The sequence below is a fragment of the Paenibacillus hemerocallicola genome, from assembly GCF_006265175.1.
Lineage (GTDB): Bacteria > Bacillota > Bacilli > Paenibacillales > NBRC-103111 > Paenibacillus_AB > Paenibacillus_AB hemerocallicola.
In genome coordinates this window covers 35011-58896 of record NZ_VDCQ01000014.1, presented here as the reverse complement: position 1 = coordinate 58896, position 23886 = coordinate 35011, and the positions used below count along the sequence as shown (strand labels likewise).

Genomic DNA, 23886 nt, shown 5'->3' with positions numbered 1-23886 from the left:
TACATAGGATCGAGGACTACTGCTGTCCACTCATTCAACGATCCGATTGGACGGAATCGGCTGATCGGTCAGCGTAGGACCGTTCACATAGATCGAGCCGTCCTCCCTAAAGCCCATCCTGTCGATGCAAACTTGGCGATTGCCGCCTCCGAGCGCAGCGTCGGTGTGAGTATGGTAAACGACAAATAGCTCCGAGCCATCCGGCGAATCGATGACGCAGTGATGCCCCGGTCCCGAAATATCGTCCGTATTCGAAGCCAGCACCGGATTGTGCTCATATTTGTGAAAAGGCCCGAGTGGATGTTCCGAAATCGCGTAGCCGACTGAATAATGCTTGCTCGCATAAAAATTGGCCGAATACATCAAATAATAAATTCCGTTTCGTTTAAGCGCAAAGGCGCCTTCGTTCCAATACACCTTCGGACCGGATTTCATTTCCCATTCCTGCTCCGGCTTCAACAGCAGCTCAGGTTCTCCATTGACGCCTATCATATCTTCAGCAAGACGAACGCCATAAATATGGCTTTCGCGCCGTTCACCGATGTAATTTTCCGAGCAATCGCGCGAGTAATACAAGTATTTGCCGCCGTCCTCGTCAATCAGGATGTTTGCATCGATAGCCGCATAGCCGAAGTCGAACATGGGCCGGTCGTAGACGTCGATGAAAGGACCAAACGGCTTGTCGGCCACGGCGACGCCGATGCGAAGACTGTCCTTCTCCGTCCATCTCGCGGTATAATACATATAAAATCGGCCGTTATACTCGACGACCTCCGGCGCCCAAAACTGCTTATAGCCCCAACTTTTTTCGTTTTTCTCGTATACGAAGCCTAACTCCCGCCAGTTCACCAAATCCTCCGAGGTCCAAGCTTTATATCCTTGATCGCCTGCCGACGTTGGATAGCAATAATATTTTCCGTCCGAAGCCTTCAACACGAACGGATCACCGATGCGTTGAATAGCAAGCGGGTTGCGATAAACTTCCGTTACCGTTTGGTCCATGACATTCATCCCCTCCGGTTTGGTTCATGCATAAATGCAGCCGGTCTTTTAAGAAAAGCTCAGCTGCATTTATGTTATGGCGTATTCATGTAAGGAACGATCGGGGGCTACAATAGATGAAACGTTCGCTTCGCGCCATGACGTGGCACTTCTGTTCGGGATATCGTTCGTAAAGCTCTTGCACGAAATTCCCCGGTTTCTCGCTGTTTCCGGTAAAGAGATCGTAATGGAGCGGAATTACCGTATCCATATGCGTTATCTTCGCCAGCTCCGCGGCTTCGCGAACATTCATATTCCCGACGATCCCGCGGGACGTCCTGAAATAATCCCGGCCGTTAATCGGGAGCATCCCCAGATCGATCGCTTCCTCGGCAAGCAGCTCCGGAAGACCGGGGTAGACGACGGTATCGCCAGCGTGATACACCTTGACGCCGTTCACGTCGAGCAAGTAGCCCACATAACGATGCGCCCGATCGCTTCCTGTCGTCTCGACCTCTTCGTGCGCCGCCGGGACCGGCTTGATCCGGATCCGTTCCCCGCCTCTGCCCTTAAGATCCATCCACTCGCCGGTGAGCGCATCGATAATCCGTTCCGGCATAATCCCGCAGGTCGACTCCAGCTTAGCTCTGCAGCTTAAAGGCGCCATGAACCGCGTCTCCGGACATTGCTCGGCAATAACCTTCAGCGTCCACGGATCCAGATGATCTTCATGCTCGTGGGTAATCAAGCATAAATCGGCGATCGTAATATGCTCAGGCTTAAGCAAGGCGGGATAGGCTCGCTTCACCCCGCGCTCTTCGAGGTAATCGGAGTAAAACGGGTCGACGTGGATGACAGTCTCGCTCCCTTTGACCGCTACACTTTCTTGCCCGAAAAACCACACGGCCGCACAGCCGAACGGCGGCAACGTCCCCCGAATTTCCTCCATAAGCCGCTCCGGCGTCCGAACCCGTTCCTTCTGAGGTGACTTCATCCCGTATCACACCACCAGCGATAAATTTATGGCTTGCATTACTATTTTACAGGGCCGCCGAATATTTTCCTGATCTTTTCCAAAGGCGCCTTCGGTACCCGATCGTAGGTCACCAAGCCGTTAATCTCTTGCTCGACATCTGTCAACTGGGTATAGCAAAAGCCTTGAACATGCGGAGATTGCAGGAAAGGCTCGACTACATCCGCCAGCTTCTTGAGGAAATCTTCTTCGTTCTCGGCGCCGGAATAGCCCCAGCCTTCCCACTCGCTTTTCTTAAAGGCGATACCGCCAAACTCGGTCACCAGAATCGGCTGTCCTTCGTAGACCGTGCCTCCTACGAGAACCTCGCGCCGGTGCGGCTTCGGGCCCAATGTTTTCTCCAGCGTGGAATAGCGTTCCTCCAGATCGGTCCGTCTCCACGCGTAGTCGTGAATGGTGACGAGATCGGTGCTCATATTCTCCCATCCGTCGTTGGAGACGACGAGACGGGTATCGTCCAGCGACTTTGTCATATGGTACATCGCCAAGGCGTGCTGCTGCTGCCGTTTGTTTACGAGAATATTCGGCACGCCCCAGCTTTCATTGATCGGTACCCAAACGACGATGCTCGGATGATTGTAATCTCTTTCGACGGCTTCCTGCCATTCCTGCGTTACTTTGCGGACGTAGTCTTCCGAATAGCTGTAGGCGTTGGCCATTTCCCCCCAGACGAGATACCCGAGCTTATCGGCCCAATACAGAAAGCGGGGATCCTCGATTTTCTGATGCTTGCGGGCACCGTTAAAGCCCATCGATTTGGCCAGCTCGATGTCATGCATCAACGCCTCGTCGCTCGGAGCCGTCAGTATGCCGTCCGGGAAATAACCTTGATCGAGAATCAAACGCATGAAATAGACCCGATTATTGAGCCTTACTTTGCCCGCTTCGACGGAAATTTTGCGCATGCCGAAATAGCTGTCCAACGTATCCGCCACCTGTCCGTCGACGAGCAGCGTGATTGTTGCATCGTAGAGATTCGGCTTGTGCGGCGTCCACCAGCGGCCGAGTCCGTGGTCGTTGAAATCGTGAAGCCCGATGGTTAACGATTCCTCGGCGTGTCGAACGCTGAAGGTCGTACTGGTGAAATATTCGTCCTTGAAGCGAATATCGATCCGAACCTCTGCCTTGCAGCCTGCGGGCGCTTGGTTAAGGAAGGTGCGAATATGAATCTCATTCCTGTCGATATCCGGCTTGAATTTCAACTTCCGAATGTGCAGCTTATTGACCGGCTCGATCCATACCGTCTGCCAAATGCCGGTAGTCCGCGTGTAGAAAATCGAGGCCGAATCTTCCTTCCAATATTGCTTCCCGCGTGGCAGCGTCACATCGCGGCTGAAATCCTCCGCGCGAACGACCAGCGCGTTGTCCCCTTGCTTGAGAGCCGATGTAATGTCCGCTTGGAACGGCGTGTGTCCGCCCTCGTGGAACGCGACCTGCCGCCCGTTCACCCATACGGTTGCCGCATAGTCTACCGCCCCGAAGTGCAGCAAAATGTTTTGGCCCGACCAATCCTCCGGGATGGTGATGCTACGTCTATACCATACCAGATCGTGAAACCCGGTCTCGCCAATCCCGCTTAATTTGCTTTGGTACGCGAACGGGACTTGAATCCGTTTAGAAAAGGCTTTGTTGCCAACCCACCACTGATCTTCATCCCCAATGCGCTCGTCGTCGAATTCAAACTCCCATGTTCCGTTTAAATTGAGCCAATGCTCCCTTACAAGCTGTGGACGCGGATATTCCGGTCGCAATATTTCTTGAGGCATGTCGGCACTTCCCTTTCATTAATTAACTTTAAAGTTAACGTTATTACACGTTCGTTACAATAATAATGTGCTACTTCTTATATGTCAACTATAATGTTTATTAATTAACATTTAAGTTATATGATAAAAACAGATAGTCCAACGTGATCCAGGCGTTAAGCTTGTCCGCAGTAGCCATTGATCCGGTTGCGCAGGAGAAAGGCGCCGTTCAGATTGCTAGGACTGCTTCAAGAAATACTAACGGGGAGCGTGCATCATGAATCTAGATATGACGACGAACAATATGAATATTCTGGAATGTTTTTTTCAATCACTCGGGTTCGCATTTTGGAATTGCTCAACGGGAGACCGTACAACATTGGAGAGCTTGCAGAAGCGCTTGGCTTCTCGTCAGCGATTATCACGAAGCACATTCGGAAGCTGGAGGAAGCCGGGATTGTCTCTACGGAAAATTCGGTCGGCAAGCGCGGAATACAGAAGCGATGCTCCTTGAGAGTGGATAAGCTGACGCTTGTGCTGCGAACCGGAACGACGGAGAAGTCGGACGATACAGCCCGATATATGACAGAACTGCCTATCGGCCAGTATATCCGGTACGAGGTACAGCCGAGTTGCGGATTGGCCTCCTCCGTCAATGTCCCGATTCGAACGCCGCAGATGATCCGATGTCGTCACGATCATGGCGTCCTGCTTCGCCTTACCGGTTCGAGATTATGTTTTCGCAACAGGTGCTGCGGCAGGAACAGCGATACTGCGGACCGAATCTGCGACATAAAATCGGCCATCGTTTCCTTTCTTGAAATGGAATCCTCGGGCAGTCATTTCCAATGCAACTTCCAGAGACATGATATTGCAGGAATGACCGGGATGGTTTTCAGCTTGCTCCTCCATTTGAAGCAGTTTCTCCAAAATAGCCTCATACCCTTGAGAGCATACCTCTACGTCGATGGTTTTTCCGCGAACCGTAAAGTAAGCGGCGTAATATTCCAACGGAAAATACAATTTGTAATAGGCATTGCGAATCGCGGAGATGACGTAGGAAACGGCATGCGCTTTTGGAAACAAATACTTTATTTTTTGGCAAGAATTGATGTACCAGTCCTGCAAGCCGCATGTTTTCATTTCGTCAATCCAATCGCCGGGAATGCCCTTTCCCTTCCGGACGTTCTCGGTTATCTTGAAAGCAAGGTCCGCCTCCATACCATGAGTGATCAGGCTTTGCATAATATTGTCGCGTAAGCCTATTGCACTCTGAAGCGTACAAACTTCACTCCGAATGAGTTCCCGCGCATTCCCTTCCCACGTCCCCGTGCCGTGAGATAAACCTGAGATTTGCAACAATTCAAAAAACGTAGACGGCTGTGTTTCCTCCAGCATGCTTCGAACAAAAGGAGTCCCCATTTCCGGAATGCCGCAGGTCGCTACCGATGTACGTATTTGTTCTTTGTTCAGACCAAGGGGCGCGGTCGACCGGAATAATTGCAGTACTTTCGGATCGTTCAAAGGAACGGCAGCCGGACCCACACCGGTTAAGTCGCGAAGCAACCGCATCCGGGATGGACCTTCATGTTGTAGAATGTCGAGCTTAAAAACAATATGGTCGATATCGTGATAGTCGAAATGGGTTTGCAGCCAACTCATGCTCCCTCTTTGTTCGGTATATTGGACAGGTGTAACCTCCTCCATATCAACCCCGTCAGGTAAAATGATCACGCCCCCGGGATGACGGCCATTGGCCATCGTCCCTGCAAAGAAGACATTATGATGACCGAACAGCTCTTTCAAACCGTCATGCGCTCTTTCCTGATACTCCACGGCGACGTTCAAATCGATATCGGGTGCTTTATCCAGCTTCATGCCAAGAAACATTTCACACGGAATATCGTGACCGTCCCCTTTCATTTTGTAGCCGCATTGCGGACAGAGCTTGTCAGGCAAATCAAGGCCCGTCTTTCCTTTATCGCTTATTTCCCATTCGTTGTACTTACACACGTGACACGCATAATGGGGCGGAAGCGGGTTCATTTCGGATATGCCGAGAAAATAGGCCGCCAAGCTCGATCCAACCGAACCGCGGGTTCCGACCATGTAACCGTCCGAGAGGGATTGCTTCACGACTTGCGCGGCAATCAGGTACGGTACGGCAAACCCATTTTGGATGATCGGAAGCAGCTCACGCTCCAGGCGGTATTTGACGACATCCGGTAGCGGATTCCCATATTTGCCTTCGGCCCCACTGTAACATAACGATCGGATCCGATGGTTACCATCTTTGATAACGGGAAACAAACGGCGATCCGGAAGCAGGTCATATGCCTCAAACCGGTCTGCAATTTTATTCGTATTGACCACTACGACCTCATAAGCCTTGTCTAAGCCAAGATGCTCAAATTCCCGGAGCATTTCATCCGTTGTATAAAAAGGGGCTTCAGATTGCTGATTGAAATCTTCGACGTTTCCGACTGCGATTACTTCTATTCCAAGCTTCTCTCCAATTTCGCAAATCGATCCGATCGCCGCTTCCAGTTCCGCATCGGAGAAAACGAGTCCTTCCCCGGCAAAATATTGTTTGTACACCGGGACCGGATTGATCTCCAGCACATCGAAGAAACGGGCAATTGTTTCCGCTTCCTCCCTGGATTTGTTAAGCACGGCCTCGAACAGCTCGCTTCCGGCACTGCCGCCGGAGATCATCAGCCCGTCACGCAAGGCTTCCATGCTGTTTTTTGAGAGGCTATTATTCTCAGCACATAACGAGAGCGATACGAGTTTGAAAAGATGTTTCTTGCCCATGAGATTTTTTGCATAGACGTAGCATTCGAACGGACGGCCCTCCTCGTCCACAATCGTTGCTTGAATGCCGAATATCGGCAGCAAACCGGCTTGCTTTGCCTTTTTTTCAGCGGAAATAAACGATCGGATTCCGTCCTTGCCGATGATCCCAATGGCGCGATACCCCCGTTGGGTTGCCTGCTCTATTATGATCTCGACCGGAAGTACTTTTTCCTCCGCAATGAATGAGGAATGGACATGGAACTCGACGCGTTTGATTGCTGCATCATCTTGACGAACATTGCTTCCATTTGTCATTTGTGCACTTTTTTCCATTTGCTTCTACCTCCCAAAATGTTGGTGTGTAAACCTGAAAGCAGGATTGCACATGAGTTGAGTTTCAACTCAACATTCAATTCAAAAAAATAGCTTGCACGGAAGTATATCCATGAAGCGAAATCGTGATGCTGTTACATTCTCTATGAAGTAAATACATCGTAACAGCCGACCTCCGAAAGCGTCAAATCGCAAAAACATATGTTCGGTTTTTGGGGATTACTGAACATTACAGGGCTTGACAGCATTTTCTGAAAACGAAATCTTGCCTATTCTCCTTCATGCTCTTATTTACTAATTAATTATGAAAAGGCTGCAATATCCAATCTAACGAGGATCACATTCCGCCGCTATTTCTATGAAGAGCGGGACTCCACTTTCCGAAGAAAACGATGAGTGCGACGACAACCCAGACGAGCGGCGATAGGGCGGTGACGATACCCATATCGGATACTAGAACGGAAATGACCGCCCCAGTCATCACAATCGCCAATGCAGCGGCCCCCGCGACGGTAAACTTGGCATTCCAGTAGCCGACAATTAAACAGATGGCGGCCAGCAGTTCCATACATGCGATCAGGTACATAAATCCAACTCCGTATCCGAGCGGCTCCGTATACAATACGGTCAGTTGTTCCGATCCCATAACCAGCTTGGACATTCCGGCCATTATATTGACCCGATTGAATCGAAGCGTGCCCGATAACGAACTGCGGAGCGACAGGCGGACGTCTCGTTCGGTACAGGTCACAGATCGTCTCGATGGTTGCGCCGACCGGTTGGATGCCCTCCTCTTCGCAAGCTTGAGTAATCGCAGACAATACTTTGCCGTAATGCGGATCTAACGGAGCGCCCGTCCATACCGCGTACAAATCCGCATATTGACGCCCCGGACAGGATAGCGATCCCCCGCGATACCCAACTCGTGCAGTACGCCAAATGTATGATCGTTCGCCGAAAAGGTGCCCGGACGGAAATAGAACGGCCGGCGTCCGATAGCGCCTTCCCACACCGCAGGGAAGTCGATGAGAATTTTCGTACAAATCCTTAAATTTTTACATTTGTTAATCGCAAGGCTCGAGGTGAGGAACCAAGGACTGTTGCTGCCGAAATTCAGCGCCATTCCCCTTGCATGGCGGTTTCTCATCTTTTGCAGGCGTTCGGCCTACTTCCGGCGGGTTTTTCGCTTGTTTAGCCCGACCATTATCCATAGTCAATCTTTTCGACGTGCGACCTGGAGAACAGCGCCCCAGTGGCGGCGAACCGACTTTTCTGGACGACTATCAAGGCGAATTCGGATTTCGTTGAAAAGTTTGTCGCGTTTCCATTCCTCCATAAGGATGTGCCCGGAGAAGGTTTCGAGGAGTTTAATGTACTCCTCAACATGGTAAATGCGCTCCCAATCGAAATGTCGTATATGAACCATCTCGAACAGGCCGCTTTTCTCAATCTCATCTCTTTGCTCGTGAAGTTCCCCTGGTCGCGGCCAATCGTTGTCGGCTACCGATTTACCTTCGCCGATTTCATAATATACGGTTTGAATTTCACGGAAGAAGGGGTCTCCCCCGTCTGGAAAAACGTGATCTGCGTTCCAAAATGCCAGATATCCGCCAGGACGAAGGACCTGCCATGCCTTCATGTACCGAACTTCGGGATCAATCCATTTCCAAGCGGTTGCAGCGTATACCAGATCAAACCCATTCTCCGCCTCCGACTGCCAGTCTTCGAAGCTCCCATTGATTATGTCAACATCCATTCCTACCAGGTTTTGACGGGCAACTGCTGCGAGTTCAGCGCCAAGTTCTATGCACGTGATTTTAAATCCGCGCTTGGCTAATGGGAGAGTAGCCTTTCCTGTAGCACAACCCGCTTCCAATAAACGATCACCTGGATTCAAATTTGTTGCATGGATTAAATCATCATACAATTCTCCAGGATAATCAGGACGTGCCTGCTGGTAAATACTCGCGGCTTGCTCAAATGACTCGCGCAATTTTTTATTGTCATTCTTTGAGTTCATAATACCTCCTTATTCTCGATCTCATTTTTGGATTCCTATATAAAGTGATTCTTCGCTGCAATTAGGGTGCCCGTTGCTCGCCCTGGCTCCGACAGGTACTTTCGTCAGATGGTTTTCCAGCTCACCGATAGGCATACTCCTGGAATAGGGCCTGAGGCGTATTCGTCCTCAAGCCGCATATCGATTAACAACACTTCTCCTTTCCATCCGTTCCATAAGCTCTTCAAGAGCAACGGGTCCCATACTTGCGCGATGTTGCACAACTTCCATCTTTAGCCGTTGTATTTCCACCAATTGGCTTTCGTTACGTTCGGCTCACGCAGTTATTATTTCATGTATTGTACGTCAAAACCAGCTACCATCCGCACATCGCAAATAACCCTTGAAAATTTTTCATTGACAACCTCTAAAAATCGATTTAAATTTATGATACTGATAATCATTATCAAAATTATACATACAAAGGAGCCCAATCACAACATTCATCCACTCGCTACTAATGCGCATGGTTCGCGCGCAGTGCCTGTGAGAAAACTCTTGAACGCTTTCATCGAGAAGATGAGGACGTGAAAGACGTGCCGAAAACATTTCTCGGGAATCACCAGCCAACATTCAGATTAAGAAAAGGTAGGGTATGCAAATGAATGCAATACGAAAAGTCTCATTGAAATCATTAATCGTCTCGGCTGTACTAGTGATCGCACTGGTGGGTTGTAGCGGGAAGCAATCAACCACAACATCTGCACCCGTCCCGAGTACGACTGCTCCCGCAACCACCGCAGCACCTAAAACAGAAGCACCCGTTTCCACAAGTGCCGCCGTTCAATATCCGATTACGATCAAGCATGCTTTGGGCGAAACGGTCATTCCAAGCAAGCCTAAACGCGTCGTTACCATACAATGGGCAAATCACGATGTTGCGCTCGCTCTCGGCGTTGTCCCTGTAGGCTTCTCTGCCGCGAATTACGGTGTTCAGGATACTAGCGGACTTTTGCCTTGGACCGCTAAAAAGCTCAAGGAACTTGGTGTAGATAAACCTAATGTGTTCAAAGATACGGACGGCCTTGATTTTGAAGCGATCTCCGCTGCACAGCCGGATGTCATTCTGGCAGCCTACTCCGGCATCTCGAAGGAAGACTATGCTATTCTTAGCAAGATCGCTCCGGTTGTGCCCTATCAGACTACGCCTTGGGTAACGACATGGCGCGAGCAAGTGCTGTTTAACGCTACAGGCATGGGCATGAAAGCTGAAGGCGAAAAACTCATTAAAGACACCGAGAACCTTATTAAGGAAAAAGCAAGCAAATATCCTCAGATCAAAGGCAAAAAAGTCGCATGGGTCAATTTCTCGGCTAAAGATTTGTCCAAATTAAATATTTATACGGCTGTAGACCCTCGCGGCGCTTTTCTGGTTGAGCTGGGGATGGCTTATCCGGAAAGTCTGACGAAATTGATTACGGACAAAACCAGCTACTCGTTCAAATTAAGCGCTGAAAATGCTGACGCCCTCAACGATGCCGATATCATCATCGGGTATGGCGATGAAAGCTTGTTGAGTGCGGTTAAAGCAGATCCCCTGCTAAGCAAAATCCCAGCCATCCAAAGAGGTTCTGTTCTGTTTATCGGTAACGGCACGCCTTTGGCCGCTTCTGGAAATCCAAATCCGCTTTCGATCGCTTATACCATCGATGAGTACCTGGGATTAATAGCAGGAGCTATTGGCAAAGTAAAATGAGCGGCTCAGCGGTTTCAAACAACAACCGATTAAGCGCACATATTCCGAAGCATTTTATGACGGTTCTGGTCATTTGCATCGTTTTGCTCGGGGTATGTGTGCTGGCCTCTCTCGTCTTAGGCTCTCGGCCGATCCGATTTCATGAGCTTATCGACGGTTTATTTCATCCCGACGTAGACTCCTACGGGGCCAATGTGGTTCGCAAGCGGATTTCCCGAACCGTCTTCAGTCTTTGTTGCGGTGCAGCACTCGGGGTTTCCGGAGCGCTTATGCAAGCCGTCACGCGTAACCCGATCGCAGACCCGAGCATACTGGGCGTGAATACAGGCGCATCGTTGTTTGTCGTTTGCGGAATAGCATTTTTGAACATAAGCTCGGCCAATCAATACATTTGGCTGGCTTTAGCCGGAGCGGCGATTACTGCCGTATTCGTATACGGAATCGGTTCAATGGGGCGTGGTGGTGCCACCCCCATTAAGCTTGTTTTAGCGGGAGCGGCCACAAGCGCAGCCCTGGCCTCTCTCGTCAGCGCCATCATGATTCCGCGCTCCTACGTCATGGATCAATTCCGGTTCTGGCAAGTCGGCAGCGTCGGCTCGGCATCCTGGGACGCTATTGCCACGTTCTCTCCGTTCCTGATCGTCGGAATATTGGGCGGTTTTCTTACTGCACCGGCACTCAATGCGCTGGCGCTGGGGGACGATGCGGCGACCGGGCTCGGCGTGCGAACAGGAACGTTGAGGCTGATTGCAGCCCTGGCCGGAGTACTTTTGTGCGGCGCGACTACTGCGCTTGCAGGACCTATTGGTTTTGTCGGGCTGTTATCCACTCACGTCATGCGTCTTATTCTTGGCCCTGACCTGCGTTTTGTTATTCCGATGTCCGCTATATCAGGTGCGATCATTTTGACGGTATCCGATGTGTGCGGCAGACTGATCGGCAGCCCTGGAGAGCTTGAAGTCGGCGTAGTTACAGCATTTCTAGGAGCTCCGATCCTAATCCTACTAGCGATGAGATCGAAAGTGCGTTCATTATGAAAAGTGAATCCGTTGATTTTATATTGTCGGGCCGTCGCCTCAGACGCCGCCGCTGGATCCTTGTAACCAGTCTGCTTGCGGTGCTTGCATGCCTTCTTTGCTGCGCCATGCTTATACTGGGGAGCACCATTTATCCGGTTCAAGATGTCATTCGCGCGCTTGCGGGAGAGCAGATCAAAGGTGTATCTTTTGCGGTAAATACGATTCGTCTGCCGAGAATGCTGGCGGGTCTATTTGCGGGGTTTGCTTTCGGTATTGCCGGATACACGTTCCAGACGATGCTGCGAAACCCTCTGGCGAACCCGAATGTAATCGGGATTACATCCGGTTCGAGTGCCGTAGCGGTGTTCTGCATCATCGTCCTGCATACAAGCGAAGCTGTCATTTCCGTAGCGTCGGTGATTGCCGGTCTCGCTACCGTCGTACTCATTTATGTATTATCCAGGGGAAGAACATTTTCGGTCGGGCGGCTCATCCTGGTCGGTATCGGCATACAGGCCATGCTTGACGCCTTGATCTCGTATCTCCTGCTGGTTGGCAAGCAACAGGATATTCCGGCAACGCTCAGATGGCTCGCCGGCAGCCTCAATGGCTCTCAAATGAGCGAGCTTCCGCCTCTTGTCATAACCGTTTTCATATTTGCGCCTATCCTCATTGGGCTGGGCAAACCTCTCAGTATGCTGGAGCTTGGCGAACAATCGGCCTCTTCACTCGGAGTGAGCACGGACAAGACAAGAATCGCCCTAATTTTCAGTTCCGTCTGCATAATTGCTCTTGCTACCGCTACCACCGGACCAATCGCCTTTGTCGCCTTCCTGTCGGGACCGATCGCGAAAAGACTGGCCGGCGTCGGCTTCTCCAACGCTATTCCGGCGGGCCTTGTTGGCGTTAATCTGGTTTTGGCGGCGGATCTCATCGGACAATTCGCTTTTGAGTACAGATTCCCTGTGGGCATCATAACCGGATTACTTGGAGCGCCATATTTGATCTTCTTGCTAATCCGAATGAATCAAAAGGGAGATTTATAATGAAACCGACACATATTTATCAAGCCGATCAAATCGTAGCGGGCTATGATAATAAAACGGTTATCCTTGGAGTAAGCCTTGTTATTCCCAGTAATCAAATCAGCGTTATTATCGGAGCCAACGCCTGCGGGAAGTCCACGCTTCTCAAAACTTTGGCAAGGCTAATAAAGCCGGCATCCGGCCAAATCACGCTTGACGGAAAGCCGATCGCCAACATTCCGTCCAAGCAGTTGGCCAGAGTCGTAGGACTGCTGCCGCAATCGCCCATCGTTCCCGAAGGCATTTCTGTCGCCGATTTGGTTGGACGAGGACGATTTCCGCACCAATCCTTGTTCGGGGGATGGACCAAAAAGGATTATGAGGCCGTGGCCGAAGCGATGCGCATTATGGATATCACGGAGCTGGCCAACCGTAATATCGACGAGCTTTCAGGCGGTCAAAGACAGCGCGTCTGGATTGCGATGGCCTTGGCGCAGCAAACCGATATTTTATTTCTCGATGAACCGACGACGTTTTTAGACATTACGTATCAAGTCGAAATTCTTGACCTGCTCACGGAACTGAACCGCAAGCACGGAACTACGATTGTCATGGTTCTTCACGATATCAACTTGTCCGCGCGTTATGCCGACCATATTTTTGCGCTTCATCAAGGAAAGCTGGTAGCCGAGGGCGAACCGTCCAAGGTAGTTACAAGCAGCTTAGTCAAAGACATTTTCGGGCTTGATTGCACAGTGATCGAAGACCCGATTTCGGGCTCTCCTTTGGTAGTGCCAATTGGACGCTATCATGTTAATGAAAATACGCTTTGATAGTCTGTTCAAGATCAGTCGACCTTGTCCAGCATCAATACAAGCCCGGAATGGCCAAACAGGCTTGTATTGATGTTGTTGCAAGCGTAACAGGCTGTGGGGCTCAAGTGCGGGAAAACGCAAACCTTCCATAACCCGCAAGGCAATAAATATCTCCGCTCGGCACTTCCTGAAGCCGCTAACTCCATACGAGGTTCAGACAACTATCTCGGTGTACAACCCGACGCATTGCAGCCCGTAAAGGATATCAATTTTTTCCGACATTATTAAAAATAAAACTCGCTCTTTGTTTAACATCGAATTTGGGTACTTCAATAAGTTCGTAATCCAGTTTTTTATAAGTTCTTGAGATTACTTCATAAGTTGCCACTGCTTCTTCAAAGTCCTGAATTCTTTCATTATCGGTTTTGTATATTTCTTCCCAAGGAGGTAAAATAAAAACCTGTTTGTTATACCTGTATTTCTGGACTCCTGATTCTAGTTTTTCTGAAATAGGAACATTTATTAAATAGGAGTAAGCCAAAGTATCTGGAATACCTCTGTCAAAAAACAACTTTTCCTTTGGCGGATTGATTAATGCCGAAAGGTAGCTTTCTATGGATTCATTTAGCATGAAGTCGCGATATTTTAATACATTTTTCCAAGGTAAAGCATCGCCATCGGAAGAAACCTGACTTTGTATGATTTCCCTTGCGACTTCCGGAACGTAGTTATAACCGTTTCTCTGAATTTCATTCAGCAGAGTTGTTTTACCGGCGCCAGGACCACCCGTTATTACGATAAAATCTTCCCTTATTAATCTTTTCTCGTTCATTTTATTGTCCCCAGTTATTTATTTGCTTTCCCTTTTCCCCATAAACCTCTGCTTCATTGTCCCAAAATAATATTTGAATTTACTATCTATTAAATTAGCAAAAAATCGAGATCCAAAGAGCCACTTCATTGGTTTTCACCCAATTCCGTCGACTTGATGGTTGTGCCTAGAGTGGTTAGTCGATACAGACCGAATACAACAGGATTAGCCTGCACCAATCCTTCACGCAAAAGTTCTTTGAGTGACTGATTTACGTCAGATGGATTCCCCGATGCTTTCGGAAGCTGACCAGCAATCTGCGCCGGTGTCTGCCATTCAGTGGTTAATGCCAATAAAACCGATTGTTGCAGTGGAGTCAAGTTCATGCTTTCTTCCTCCTCTTTACCATTAATTGTCTTAAACTCCCGTTAGCGTAAAACGGCTGCCAATCGATGCCGGCAGCCGTTATTAAGCTATTATCCTCATCGCTGCCAGCGTTGCGCTCTCCCAACTTGGTCAGTTTCACTGCCACTTCCCGGTGTTGGACTGTGGCGGCTGACCACCGTACTGTTTTTTCTTCATTCTTGTGCCCAGTATGATGAGGGCGACATAGATTACGATGGCACTAGAATCGATTAACGTATCCGTAAGTGCCGAAACATCATGAAATGCCGTTACGCCAAGAATGACCATCAGTCGGAAGATCAGAATCGACACGATCATCCATGCGACAAACTGGACTTTCGATTGCTCACTTTGCAATGACATGAAAATGAATGCGAATCCGAAGACCAGATTTTCCACCGTGATGATGTGCCAGACATACGTGAGTACCGTCCGGGTATCCATGGATACCGCCCTGCCGTCGAGCGTCGGCAGCACAGCGGATTGCCCGCTCCATGCGTGCGTGACGGCAAACAGCATCGCAAGAAGTCCTGCAATCAGATATTAAAAATTCTTAACCTTTATGTTCATTACATTCCTCCTCGTATATTCCCTGTTCAGTCTTTCGGATATCCTGGTAAATCTCGCGAACGATCTCTGCCAACCGTTGGTCGCTTTCATGATTAAAGTCTCTTAGCGTTTCGGCTGCTACGTTGAGCAGCCGGCTGACCTTTTCCAAATGGGCAATCTTCTTGCGCGTTTCTGCATTCTTGGCATCGAGGAACGCAGCAATCTCTTCGCAATAAGCGGGGGTTATATTTTCCATCCTGTGGAAACCAAACTTCCCCCTGATTTCGTCCAGAGAAAAGTCAGCATACTGCATGATTTGAATATTCATCAAGTCGATGAGGTCGTCCTTCGAATACCTGCGGTACCGATTGTCTTCCCGGGACGGGGATACGATTCCAATCCGATCATAGTACCGAAGGGTATCCTTCGGCATCCCAAGTAACCGCGAAACCTCTTGTATAGAATAAAGTTTATCCATGAATACAAATTAACATTAGAGTTGACTCCACTGTCAAGCCGTTTTTCATATCGATGCGCAATCAAGCAATTTGAATCGAGCAAGTGTTTACTTTCCATTCAGCGCAACGCCCGCACGGACTGAACACCGGTATTCGCCGCCTTGCATGGGGAATCGGGATCTTTTCTGTATAAACGTATATCGCGGAAATTTTCGTCGGACTGGGAGCTGCAGAAGAAACAATCAGTCTCGTCCTTCTTATAGCAGGTATTGCAAACTTTATCGGCGTTAGTCCGGGAGGGTATTCAGCGAATCGACTTGGCTCCCCTCGAACGATTTCACACTCTCTTCCCGTACTGATTTTTGCCTTGGCAGCTTATTCGATCTTAGGTTCTGTTCCTCATTTCAAAGGAATTGCGGAAGCCGGCATTGCTGCTGCGGCACTTTGGGAGATTAGCACATGATACTTTACAGAAGAAGTACCGCCAATGAATGTAAATTATAGCGATTTGCCATAATCATTACTTCGAAAGTAAGAGATCATCCGCAATTCCTTGCCTTGGATGGCTTTAAATGCAAATAACCGGCCCTGAACAGGATCGGTTGTTTGTATTTAGTAATGTATTGTAATGCACAATGCGCGTCATCAATGACGAACTCAGCCTTTATTTGGATATGCCCCCTGCTTTTTCTCCGTCCGTACGGACGCAGGACCACAGTCCCTCCGGCTCGCGCAGGGATACGACAACGTCAGCGATGCGCCGGAATTCGGCCGTCAGTTCCTCCATGCCAGCCAGTTCGGCAGCATAAGGGGAACGCTGCAGCGCAATCCAAGTTTCAATTCGTACCCTGCATTTCCAATCGGGACGGCCGACCAGCCTGCCGGAACCCGCTTTTGTCCCGGCAGCGCCCGATCGGGCGCCGCCAAGATTCGCGCTTGTTCATAGACGACATCATGCGTTCGTTACATCGATTCTGTCTCCATCCCTTCCTGCTGACAACAGCTTCCTATTTGCTCTTGGCAAGTTCCGCGGCAATTTTCTGATTGATCCGTTCGTCCGTTTCACGCAGAACGGTGTTTACGTCCTTCCCGCTGAACTGGACGTCGGTCAAGGCCGTCTGCACTTCCGCCAAGGCGATAGCCTGGTAAGGGGTCAGCTTGGCAATCGGCGCCGGATTCGTTGTGAACAGGGCTTGCACATGTTTGTCTTTCAGGAATGGAAGCTCCTTGCCGAATTCGCTGATGATCTCCGGCTTTTGCAGCGCGGGCACATACCCTTTGCGCGCCAGATGCTTCTGGAATTCGGGCGATGTGACGAGTGCGGCCACCTGGAACGCCGCTTCCTTGTGCTTGCTGTTCGATGTCACGTAGAAGTAGCCGGGCGCATTTTGCGGCCCCGTCTTTGCTGCTTCCTTGTAGGTCGGGTACGTGGTCAAATCCCAATCCAGCGTCTTGTCTTTGTCTGCGAAATACCGTGTGCCCAACGCATTCGGTCCAAGCAGCATCGCGAGCCGCTGTTCGCTGAACATCTTCAGATGGGCAGAGTAGTTCAGCGTCGTTTTCTCGTACTCATTGTTCGGGATGCGGAACAGACCGGTCAACGATTGGAACGATCGCTTGAACGTCTCGGACGAAAAGTTCCCCTTGTTTGTCGTCGGGTCCACAAACAGCGGCGCAAGCGGATCAAGCGCCAGGACGGGACCGAGCGATGTCCCGAAGCCGTAATAGTTGACGCCGTCGACGACACGGCTCATCTTGCGGGTTACATCGTACAACTCGTCCATCGTCATGTTGTCTTTCGGATACGGGATGCCGAATTGATTGAACAGGCCCTTGTTGTAAATCAGGGCGACCGAATCGATCGAAACCGGCAGACCGTACATGCCCCCGTTTGCCAGTTGGCGCTGCGCTTCCACCGACGTTTTCTCCAGCGGAGACACGTCGTAGTTGAACTGCTTGATCAGACTGGTCAGATCGGTCTGAAGCCCATTCTGCAGCAGGTTCGTTGGCGTATTCGCATACGAGTCGTAATAAATATCCAGTTGCTGACCCGTTTCGAGGATCGTCTTGAGCGTAACGTCCGACGGGACGAAGACCGGGGTCACGTGCGGAAACTTCTCCTTGATTTTATCGCCGAAGACCGTCATAAATCCTTCTTGGGACGTGATTGACCCTACATTCATTTTAAAAGCAAGCGTAACCGGTTCATTGGAGATGACGGGCTTCCCGCCCTGGGGCGGCTGTTCGTTTCCCTCTTTGCCGATTGTTCCTCCACTTGTGCAGCCGGCCAACGCTGCCTGCGCCAGCAAACAACCTGCCAGCCAATAAACGTGCTTTCTTCGTTTCATCGTACTTTTCCCCCTCTATAATAAGAACACTCCATGGAAATGACAGCGTTTGCAGACCGATACTTAGCTGTTACCCGAGATCATTCACTGTCTGACCGCGATAATCCGGTCGATATACAGATTTTGAATGGCAGTGGAATTGGGCGGCGCAAACCAATAGTAACGGTTCGACTCATTCGGATTGTACTCGTATGTCCACGGCAATGCCATGAAATGATACTCGCCGTCCGCCAACAGTCCGTAGTCGATCGACGCCCGGCCTCCGCCTGCGGCCGAAATGAAACCGTAATTCATCGCAGCGACTCCGGATGAGCCCGTACCGGGATCGATGCGAACGCTGGCGAACAGATTCCATCTGCCTTCGCGCGGCAGCTCGGTATCGTGCAGTTGAATCGCCCATTGATTCGTGCTGCCTTTGACTCTCGCTGCGGCATTGTCCGATGCTTTGACATCATTGACGAGAGTCGTCCCTGCGGGTTCATACAGCCGGAACCGATGGTCCTGGAAGTCCAGCCAATCTGAATAAGGCAGCGTGCTGACAAAACCCGGGGCAGTCGGCAACGTCCGGCGAACATCGATCAACTGATACAGTGACGCCATCGTCCCTTTGCTCTTGTAATTGATCACATCTGTTGTGTAGGTTTTGAATCTGGCGTACCGGTTGTCGTAATCGGGGTCCCAGACGATACTGCGCCGTTGTGCCTCGATCAGGTAATCAACATACTGCATCAGAATCGTGTAGTCAACCTCCGTACGTGTCCGCTGCACATGCTGCAAATGGACCGGATTGGTCGTCGCGGCAACAGCCTGCGCAAACAAGTCATCGGCCTGGCGCATCAGGTCAAATGAAAGGAACGAGGATGTGATCGGTGTCGTAATCGTCAATTTGTCGTCGCTTTGGGCAAACGCTTGATGAAGCAGATCGATATACTGGCTCATATACGGGGCGGCTTCACCGTAGTACCCGTTGACAAACTCATCGATGAGCTCGTGGTAATCCTGATCCGGGTTCCAGAGCAGTTTGGCGCCGACCCATGCACGCAGATCGGCCAGCCCGATACTGATCGGAGCAGTCAGCCCTGCCATATGTTGGCCGAAGTATCCTTTGACCGAAGGAATATCCGCCAAAAATTGAATCGTTTCCCCCATGGCATATACACTCGGATATGGCATTACATATCCGCCGCCCAAGAAGTCGATCAGGTAGTCCCACACCAGAATATGATCCGTTATTTGTGCCCATTGTTCCACATTTTGCTTCGACAAGCCGTTTTTCGGATCGTTCAATGCGCGGCCGTGATCTTTATCAATCGGAGCGAACGTCACGACGACATTGTCCGGCAATGTCATGTTCGTTGGCGCCTTTTCGGTAAACATGTAAGCGAGCGTTCCAATGCGGGCATTCGGGATCGCCGCCTTGACTCGCGTTGCAACGTCCCCGACCATATCCATAATCGGCGCGGCCAGCGTGCCTCCATGCAGGGCGGCGAACGCCAGACTATCCGGATCAGGGTTCCATGTCGTATCCTCCTGGCTGAACCCGTAGGAGGCATCTTTTCCTTCATACACGTGTTGGGTCACACGACTGATCAAGTTGGCTGCCGCGGTACTGCGAACGTTTTCATCCATCGCCAGCAATTGGTTGCCGTAGTGATAACTCGTCTGCGGCACGATCTTCTTGAAGTTGTGGACATCATATGGCCAATACGTGGACCAGCTATTCAGCTCCGGCTCCGACTGCGGCACGTGCGTGTGCCGGTCGCGGTATTTTCCGTTCAATAAGTTATAGGCGCGGTACTGTTCATTGCTGCCGTCATTCACGTACATTTCGCGGTATTGAAAGCGCGGCACCTGCACGTCGTAATGGATGCACACTTTCAGTTTCGGAAACGTTGGCACGAAAGTATAGGATGGGGAATACCATTTTACCCCAACATACGTATCCAGAAAATAGTTCACGCCGTACATTGTGCCGCGCGGATGACTCCCTGCGATCATGAGATACCGCTGCGCTGCGGCGATGACAAAGCCGTCTTCCCCAAGCGATTGTCCGGTCAGCTCCGGTACCAGGCTTTCCGTCAGCGCGCTTCTGCCGACCACGATCATCGGTCCGCCCGGCGGGGTGGTGCCTTCGAATATCTGAAACGCTGCTCCGGTTACCTGCGTCAAATAGGTGGTCAGTTCCTGTGCGGCGTGCTTGTCCATCTCAGTGGCATCGGAACGGACGAAGATGCCGTACTTGGCGTTCCCGTTGTTGGCCAGCATGACCTGCTTTCCCTTCCCTTCTGCGGAAGATGGCGTTGCAAGCGCACTCCCCTGGATCGTAATCATCAGTATCAGAGACATTATGATGGCGAATGATGTTTTGTGCATCCCTACTCCTCCTGTCGGTTGTAGTAGTGAGCTTCTCTCTTCTCCATCCGCTTGTTCACTGGCGTCCCCTTCCGGGAGCATCACCTCCGTTCCATCCGGTTATATCGTCTCTTTCACCGGGAAACTGCCGCCCGGCCGTCGTCAGCAGGGCGTTCTACAATTCCTCCCAGACGCGCTTGGCGTACGAGAACCCTAGCTTCGTCGCATTGCGGCACTCCTCCATGCCTTCGAACTCGAGCGACAAGTAGCCGTCGTAGCCTGCGTGTTTGATCACGCGCAGCACATCTCGAATGTGGATATCGCCTTGCCCCAATATCGCGCCGCGCAACTGGTTGCCTCCGGCCGTCGGAATCCAGCCCGGGCACGATAGGCCCGGACTTCTGTCCGGCGTGCGCACATAAAAATCTTTCAGATGGATCATCGACGCCAGATGGATGTTTCGTTGGACGGCGATCAACGGCTGCTCATCGACACAGAGAAAGTTGCCGATATCGAGCGTCGCGCGATAATTGTCGCGGTCCACTTCCACGATCAACTGCTGAACGCGTTCGCTCGCCTGCATGTAGTAGCCATGATTTTCAACGCTTGTCGTAATGCCGTAGCCAGCCGCGTAATCGGCAATGGTGCGGCACGCTTCGACCAGCCTGGGAAGATCGCGCTGAAAGTTGCGCAAGGAAATGTCCCCGATCGGCCGCGAGGCGACGTCATGCCGCATACGTTTGGCGCCAAGCCGGGCCGTCACGTCGACATGCCGCTTCACGCGCTCGATCATCCGCTCGTACTCCGCCGCGTCGGCCGTCACGAAATTGGCGGAGACGCAGTAGTTCGATACGTCGATCCCCGCTTGCCGCGCTCTGTCCCGAATCGCGTCGGCAAGCTCCGGCTGCTCCAGCAAGTCGAAACTGACCGGGACGATTTCGACATGCGCTGCCCCCGCCTCCGCGATCCAGTCGATCGCTTCGAGAACGGTCATTTGGTTGGCGACGATGGCGCCCTTTAGACAGTACAGACTGATTCCCAGCTTCATACACGTTCCCTCTCTTTGTGCGTCTGTGTCGACGGTTTGTGTTTGGCGAAATCCGGAAAGGAAACCGGACTGCCGTTCTGTGCCGCGGATTGGGCCGACAAAGGCATCACCGCGCTGACGGCGACAGCATCGTATACATCGAAATCAGGCTGCCGCTTCTCCATAATCGCGGCAACAAACTCCTTCATCACGAAGTAGTCGCCAAACCGGGCCGCCTGTACGGCGCGTTCCCGATCCGTCTCGCTTTGCCACCACGGATGCTCATACAGATACTCATAGTCCGACAGCTTCGACCATGAGATGTTGCCTTGATACGATTTTCCGGGACCTCTGCCGTCAAGCCAGACGAGCGGCTCTTCGACGGTATCTCGGCCGGATACAAACGCCCCCTTCGTCCCTTGCAGCTCGTAGGCCAAATAGTTGAACGGACGCGGCGACGAGAAGTCGTTGCGCAAATAGATGACGGCGCCTTGTTTCGTGCGGATGAGCGACAAGCAAGAGTCGCCCTGCTGCCAGTAATCCATGCTCGCCCCCGGATGGTCCGGACCGAACAGCTCCCGGAAATAGTCGCTTTGCGCCGCAGGCTTCGATACGATCGTTGTCATATAATCGAACGCATCGCCGCGGTTGATGCCAAGCCACTGTGAGACCGGCCCGAGCGAATGGGTCGGGTAGTTGTTGCCGTTGAATTTGCGCATCATGTCCCCTCTCCATTTCAATTGGCCCTGGGTATCGTGCGTAGCCGTTCGAACGTCATGGATATAGCCGCACTCCGCGTGCGTCAGTTCGCCAAACACGCCGCTCTCGGCCATATGCCGCACCATCAAGTTTTTTCTTGTGTAGCAAAAGTTTTCTGCCAGCATGTACACCGCACCGGTTTGCTCCACCGTCCGGACAAGCTCCAAGCATTCGTCGATTGTCTGAGCGGACGCTACCTCGCACAGCACATGTTTGCCGGCGCGCATCGCATGAATGGATTGGCTCGCATGAAGCTCCATCGGGGTGGCCAGCAGCACGGCGTCGATGCGGTCGTCCGCCAGCAGCCGATCAAAGCTTGTAAACGTACGGATGTCGGGGTAATGCTGCTTCCATTTGGCGAAAACGTCTTCATTCAGATCGCATATGGCGCTTACTTCGACAAGGTCGGACAGGAGGTCGCAAGACTTGTAGTAGGCAAATCCCCGGTTCCCGCCGACAATAGCCAATCGGACTCGTTTGGTCATATGTTGAGTTCCTTTCACTCTTTCGTTTTGGTCTACTATTCATTCTAAGAATCCGGGCAGGAATCGGAATGGAAAACAATCAGGCCTTATCAGTAAAAAACTCAGTTTCCAGCCGTAACCAAGACGCCGCTATTCGCAGCCGGAGTAAAGCCATGTATAATCAAACACAGAACGACCTATGCGCTGGAACGAGATGCGACCCATCGACCGCACGATAAAACAGAATACGCACTAAAACCTGCACAGCTCGAAAATGGCGGAAGGGGGAACGATGGATGCAGCGTACACAAGCGCAGCAGCGGAATTTTTCCAATTATCTTGCCAATGTACAAACCGCGATTTTGCGGTCTTCTTTTCGGACGCTCGGTGCCGAGTGGAGTCATTCCAATCTGAAACTCGAATACAACTTGCTGTATTACATGGTATCCGGAAGATGCAAAATATGGATCGACGGTTCGATCCTCGTACCTACGGCCGGACAGCTCGTGCTTCTTCCTGCAGGCTCGATCATTTCGGCTTCGTCCTATGACGGGGAGGTGTTCGGCAAATATTACTGCCACTTTACCTCCTTGATTGGAGACAACCGGCTGTTCGACCTGCTCTCCATCTCGCCCATCATTGAGGTGGACGACCACGTCCTCATCGAGGAGCAATTCCAGCATTTGAACGAGTCGTATACCGGCCACGAAATGACCTCGATTCTGCGCGCCAAAACAACGCTGGCGCAGTTGTTGTGCTATGTCATCGAAAACAGTCCTGCGCGGATAATCAACGACGCCGGTCATCGGGACGTCCAGAGCATTACGCGGGTGTTGGAATATATGCAATTGAGACTGTCTCATAAGCTGTCCGTCGATGAGCTTGCGAAGCTCGCCCATTTTCACCCGCGTTATTTCATCTCGGTTTTCAAATCGATGACCGGCTTCTCGCCCATGCAATATATCGCCAAGCTGCGCTACGACCGCGCTTGCTCGCTGCTGCGCACGACGAATCTCAGCATGAATAAAATTGCCGATAGAATCGGGATATTGCCGGATTACTTCACGAAATTTTTCAAGCATCACAGCGGCGTGTCTCCGACCTCGTACCGGGAATTCGACAAACGAACGTAGCACGCACGCAAACGCACGCCCCACAAACCAAACAAAGAGCCCTTCCTTCCACCTATAGTGGATCGAAAGGCTCTCTGT

At 51.1% G+C, this 23886-nt stretch carries 19 protein-coding genes and 1 pseudogene; 6 read left to right on the top strand and 14 right to left on the bottom strand.

Annotation, left to right across the window (positions count from 1 at the left end; genetic code table 11):
- Positions 1 to 30 precede the first annotated feature (30 nt).
- The 3 genes from FE784_RS12355 to FE784_RS12345 form a co-directional block, all read right to left on the bottom strand.
- Entirely contained in the window at positions 31 to 1002 is a 972-nt protein-coding gene (locus tag FE784_RS12355; protein ID WP_139602504.1) for a glycoside hydrolase family 43 protein, read from the bottom strand.
- Between the two features lie 85 nt (positions 1003 to 1087).
- Positions 1088 to 1975, bottom strand: a complete 888-nt coding sequence (locus FE784_RS12350; RefSeq protein ID WP_139602503.1) for an MBL fold metallo-hydrolase — start codon at positions 1973 to 1975, stop codon at positions 1088 to 1090.
- Between the two features lie 41 nt (positions 1976 to 2016).
- Positions 2017 to 3780 carry a glycoside hydrolase family 2 protein gene (locus FE784_RS12345; RefSeq protein ID WP_139602502.1) on the bottom strand — a complete coding sequence of 588 codons (1764 nt, stop codon included), beginning with the start codon at positions 3778 to 3780 and terminating at the stop codon, positions 2017 to 2019.
- A 297-nt stretch (positions 3781 to 4077) separates the two neighbouring features.
- Between FE784_RS12345 and FE784_RS42825 the strand changes: the two are divergent.
- Positions 4078 to 4173: pseudogene (locus FE784_RS42825) on the top strand (ArsR family transcriptional regulator); the annotation flags it as partial.
- Positions 4174 to 4491: 318 nt separating this feature from the next.
- Here FE784_RS42825 and FE784_RS12335 read toward each other — a convergent pair.
- From FE784_RS12335 to FE784_RS12325, 3 genes are all read right to left on the bottom strand, one after another.
- The gene (locus tag FE784_RS12335; RefSeq protein WP_139602501.1) at positions 4492 to 6888 is read right to left on the bottom strand and encodes a PHP domain-containing protein; all 2397 of its coding nucleotides are present in this window, start codon (positions 6886 to 6888) and stop codon (positions 4492 to 4494) included.
- A gap of 337 nt (positions 6889 to 7225) precedes the next feature.
- Positions 7226 to 7639, bottom strand: a complete 414-nt coding sequence (locus tag FE784_RS12330) for a DoxX family protein (RefSeq protein ID WP_139602500.1) — start codon at positions 7637 to 7639, stop codon at positions 7226 to 7228.
- Between the two features lie 462 nt (positions 7640 to 8101).
- Positions 8102 to 8908: a class I SAM-dependent methyltransferase gene (locus FE784_RS12325; protein ID WP_139602499.1), complete on the bottom strand. Its 807-nt coding sequence runs from the start codon at positions 8906 to 8908 to the stop codon at positions 8102 to 8104.
- Between the two features lie 640 nt (positions 8909 to 9548).
- Between FE784_RS12325 and FE784_RS12320 the strand changes: the two genes are divergently transcribed.
- From FE784_RS12320 to FE784_RS12305, 4 genes are read left to right on the top strand one after another with little or no spacing between them, the layout of a single operon-like run.
- Positions 9549 to 10643: an iron-siderophore ABC transporter substrate-binding protein gene (locus tag FE784_RS12320; protein ID WP_139602498.1), complete on the top strand. Its 1095-nt coding sequence runs from the start codon at positions 9549 to 9551 to the stop codon at positions 10641 to 10643.
- A complete protein-coding gene (locus FE784_RS12315) occupies positions 10640 to 11680 on the top strand; it encodes a FecCD family ABC transporter permease (RefSeq protein WP_139602497.1) in 1041 nt (346 codons plus the stop codon). Before FE784_RS12320 ends, FE784_RS12315 begins: the two co-directional genes overlap by 4 nt.
- Positions 11677 to 12708: a FecCD family ABC transporter permease gene (locus FE784_RS12310; RefSeq protein WP_139602496.1), complete on the top strand. Its 1032-nt coding sequence runs from the start codon at positions 11677 to 11679 to the stop codon at positions 12706 to 12708. The genes FE784_RS12315 and FE784_RS12310 overlap by 4 nt, the downstream gene beginning before the upstream one ends.
- The gene (locus FE784_RS12305) at positions 12708 to 13520 is read left to right on the top strand and encodes an ABC transporter ATP-binding protein (protein WP_139602495.1); all 813 of its coding nucleotides are present in this window, start codon (positions 12708 to 12710) and stop codon (positions 13518 to 13520) included. Before FE784_RS12310 ends, FE784_RS12305 begins: the two co-directional genes overlap by 1 nt.
- A gap of 247 nt (positions 13521 to 13767) precedes the next feature.
- On the opposite strand, the gene FE784_RS12295 is transcribed toward FE784_RS12305, so the two are convergent.
- The 8 genes from FE784_RS12295 to FE784_RS12260 form a co-directional block, all read right to left on the bottom strand.
- Positions 13768 to 14334, bottom strand: a complete 567-nt coding sequence (locus FE784_RS12295; RefSeq protein WP_139602494.1) for an AAA family ATPase — start codon at positions 14332 to 14334, stop codon at positions 13768 to 13770.
- 125 nt (positions 14335 to 14459) lie between these two features.
- Positions 14460 to 14699 (bottom strand): hypothetical protein, encoded by a 240-nt coding sequence (locus FE784_RS12290; protein WP_139602493.1) that lies wholly within the window; start codon positions 14697 to 14699, stop codon positions 14460 to 14462.
- A 136-nt stretch (positions 14700 to 14835) separates the two neighbouring features.
- Positions 14836 to 15237, bottom strand: coding sequence for a hypothetical protein (locus FE784_RS12285; protein WP_246132004.1), 402 nt, complete (start codon positions 15235 to 15237; stop codon positions 14836 to 14838).
- A 34-nt stretch (positions 15238 to 15271) separates the two neighbouring features.
- Positions 15272 to 15745, bottom strand: a complete 474-nt coding sequence (locus tag FE784_RS12280) for a MerR family transcriptional regulator (RefSeq protein ID WP_139602492.1) — start codon at positions 15743 to 15745, stop codon at positions 15272 to 15274.
- 987 nt (positions 15746 to 16732) lie between these two features.
- A complete protein-coding gene (locus tag FE784_RS12275) occupies positions 16733 to 18073 on the bottom strand; it encodes an ABC transporter substrate-binding protein (protein ID WP_139602491.1) in 1341 nt (446 codons plus the stop codon).
- An 84-nt stretch (positions 18074 to 18157) separates the two neighbouring features.
- Positions 18158 to 20446: a DUF4838 domain-containing protein gene (locus FE784_RS12270; RefSeq protein WP_176706149.1), complete on the bottom strand. Its 2289-nt coding sequence runs from the start codon at positions 20444 to 20446 to the stop codon at positions 18158 to 18160.
- A gap of 154 nt (positions 20447 to 20600) precedes the next feature.
- Complete coding sequence (locus FE784_RS12265; RefSeq protein WP_139602489.1) at positions 20601 to 21473, bottom strand: sugar phosphate isomerase/epimerase family protein; 873 nt, start codon at positions 21471 to 21473, stop codon at positions 20601 to 20603.
- Positions 21470 to 22696: a Gfo/Idh/MocA family protein gene (locus FE784_RS12260; RefSeq protein ID WP_139602488.1), complete on the bottom strand. Its 1227-nt coding sequence runs from the start codon at positions 22694 to 22696 to the stop codon at positions 21470 to 21472. Before FE784_RS12260 ends, FE784_RS12265 begins: the two co-directional genes overlap by 4 nt.
- Positions 22697 to 22971: 275 nt before the next feature.
- On the opposite strand from FE784_RS12260, the gene FE784_RS12255 reads away from it, so the two are divergent.
- On the top strand, positions 22972 to 23808 hold the full coding sequence (locus FE784_RS12255) for an AraC family transcriptional regulator (protein ID WP_139602487.1): 837 nt from the start codon (positions 22972 to 22974) through the stop codon (positions 23806 to 23808).
- Positions 23809 to 23886 lie beyond the last annotated feature (78 nt).

Excerpts from the sequence above, each read along its gene's own strand:
- FE784_RS12355 (WP_139602504.1), bottom strand. The coding sequence starts at position 1,002 with ATGGACCAAACGGTAACGGAAGTTTATCGCAACCCGCTTGCTATTCAA.
- FE784_RS12350 (WP_139602503.1), bottom strand. The coding sequence starts at position 1,975 with ATGAAGTCACCTCAGAAGGAACGGGTTCGGACGCCGGAGCGGCTTATG.
- FE784_RS12345 (WP_139602502.1), bottom strand. The coding sequence starts at position 3,780 with ATGCCTCAAGAAATATTGCGACCGGAATATCCGCGTCCACAGCTTGTA.
- FE784_RS12335 (WP_139602501.1), bottom strand. The coding sequence starts at position 6,888 with ATGGAAAAAAGTGCACAAATGACAAATGGAAGCAATGTTCGTCAAGAT.
- FE784_RS12325 (WP_139602499.1), bottom strand. The coding sequence starts at position 8,908 with ATGAACTCAAAGAATGACAATAAAAAATTGCGCGAGTCATTTGAGCAA.
- FE784_RS12320 (WP_139602498.1), top strand. The coding sequence starts at position 9,549 with ATGAATGCAATACGAAAAGTCTCATTGAAATCATTAATCGTCTCGGCT.
- FE784_RS12315 (WP_139602497.1), top strand. The coding sequence starts at position 10,640 with ATGAGCGGCTCAGCGGTTTCAAACAACAACCGATTAAGCGCACATATT.
- FE784_RS12310 (WP_139602496.1), top strand. The coding sequence starts at position 11,677 with ATGAAAAGTGAATCCGTTGATTTTATATTGTCGGGCCGTCGCCTCAGA.
- FE784_RS12305 (WP_139602495.1), top strand. The coding sequence starts at position 12,708 with ATGAAACCGACACATATTTATCAAGCCGATCAAATCGTAGCGGGCTAT.
- FE784_RS12295 (WP_139602494.1), bottom strand. The coding sequence starts at position 14,334 with ATGAACGAGAAAAGATTAATAAGGGAAGATTTTATCGTAATAACGGGT.
- FE784_RS12290 (WP_139602493.1), bottom strand. The coding sequence starts at position 14,699 with ATGAACTTGACTCCACTGCAACAATCGGTTTTATTGGCATTAACCACT.
- FE784_RS12285 (WP_246132004.1), bottom strand. The coding sequence starts at position 15,237 with ATGCTGTTTGCCGTCACGCACGCATGGAGCGGGCAATCCGCTGTGCTG.
- FE784_RS12280 (WP_139602492.1), bottom strand. The coding sequence starts at position 15,745 with ATGGATAAACTTTATTCTATACAAGAGGTTTCGCGGTTACTTGGGATG.
- FE784_RS12275 (WP_139602491.1), bottom strand. The coding sequence starts at position 18,073 with ATGAAACGAAGAAAGCACGTTTATTGGCTGGCAGGTTGTTTGCTGGCG.
- FE784_RS12270 (WP_176706149.1), bottom strand. The coding sequence starts at position 20,446 with ATGCACAAAACATCATTCGCCATCATAATGTCTCTGATACTGATGATT.
- FE784_RS12265 (WP_139602489.1), bottom strand. The coding sequence starts at position 21,473 with ATGAAGCTGGGAATCAGTCTGTACTGTCTAAAGGGCGCCATCGTCGCC.
- FE784_RS12260 (WP_139602488.1), bottom strand. The coding sequence starts at position 22,696 with ATGACCAAACGAGTCCGATTGGCTATTGTCGGCGGGAACCGGGGATTT.
- FE784_RS12255 (WP_139602487.1), top strand. The coding sequence starts at position 22,972 with ATGCAGCGTACACAAGCGCAGCAGCGGAATTTTTCCAATTATCTTGCC.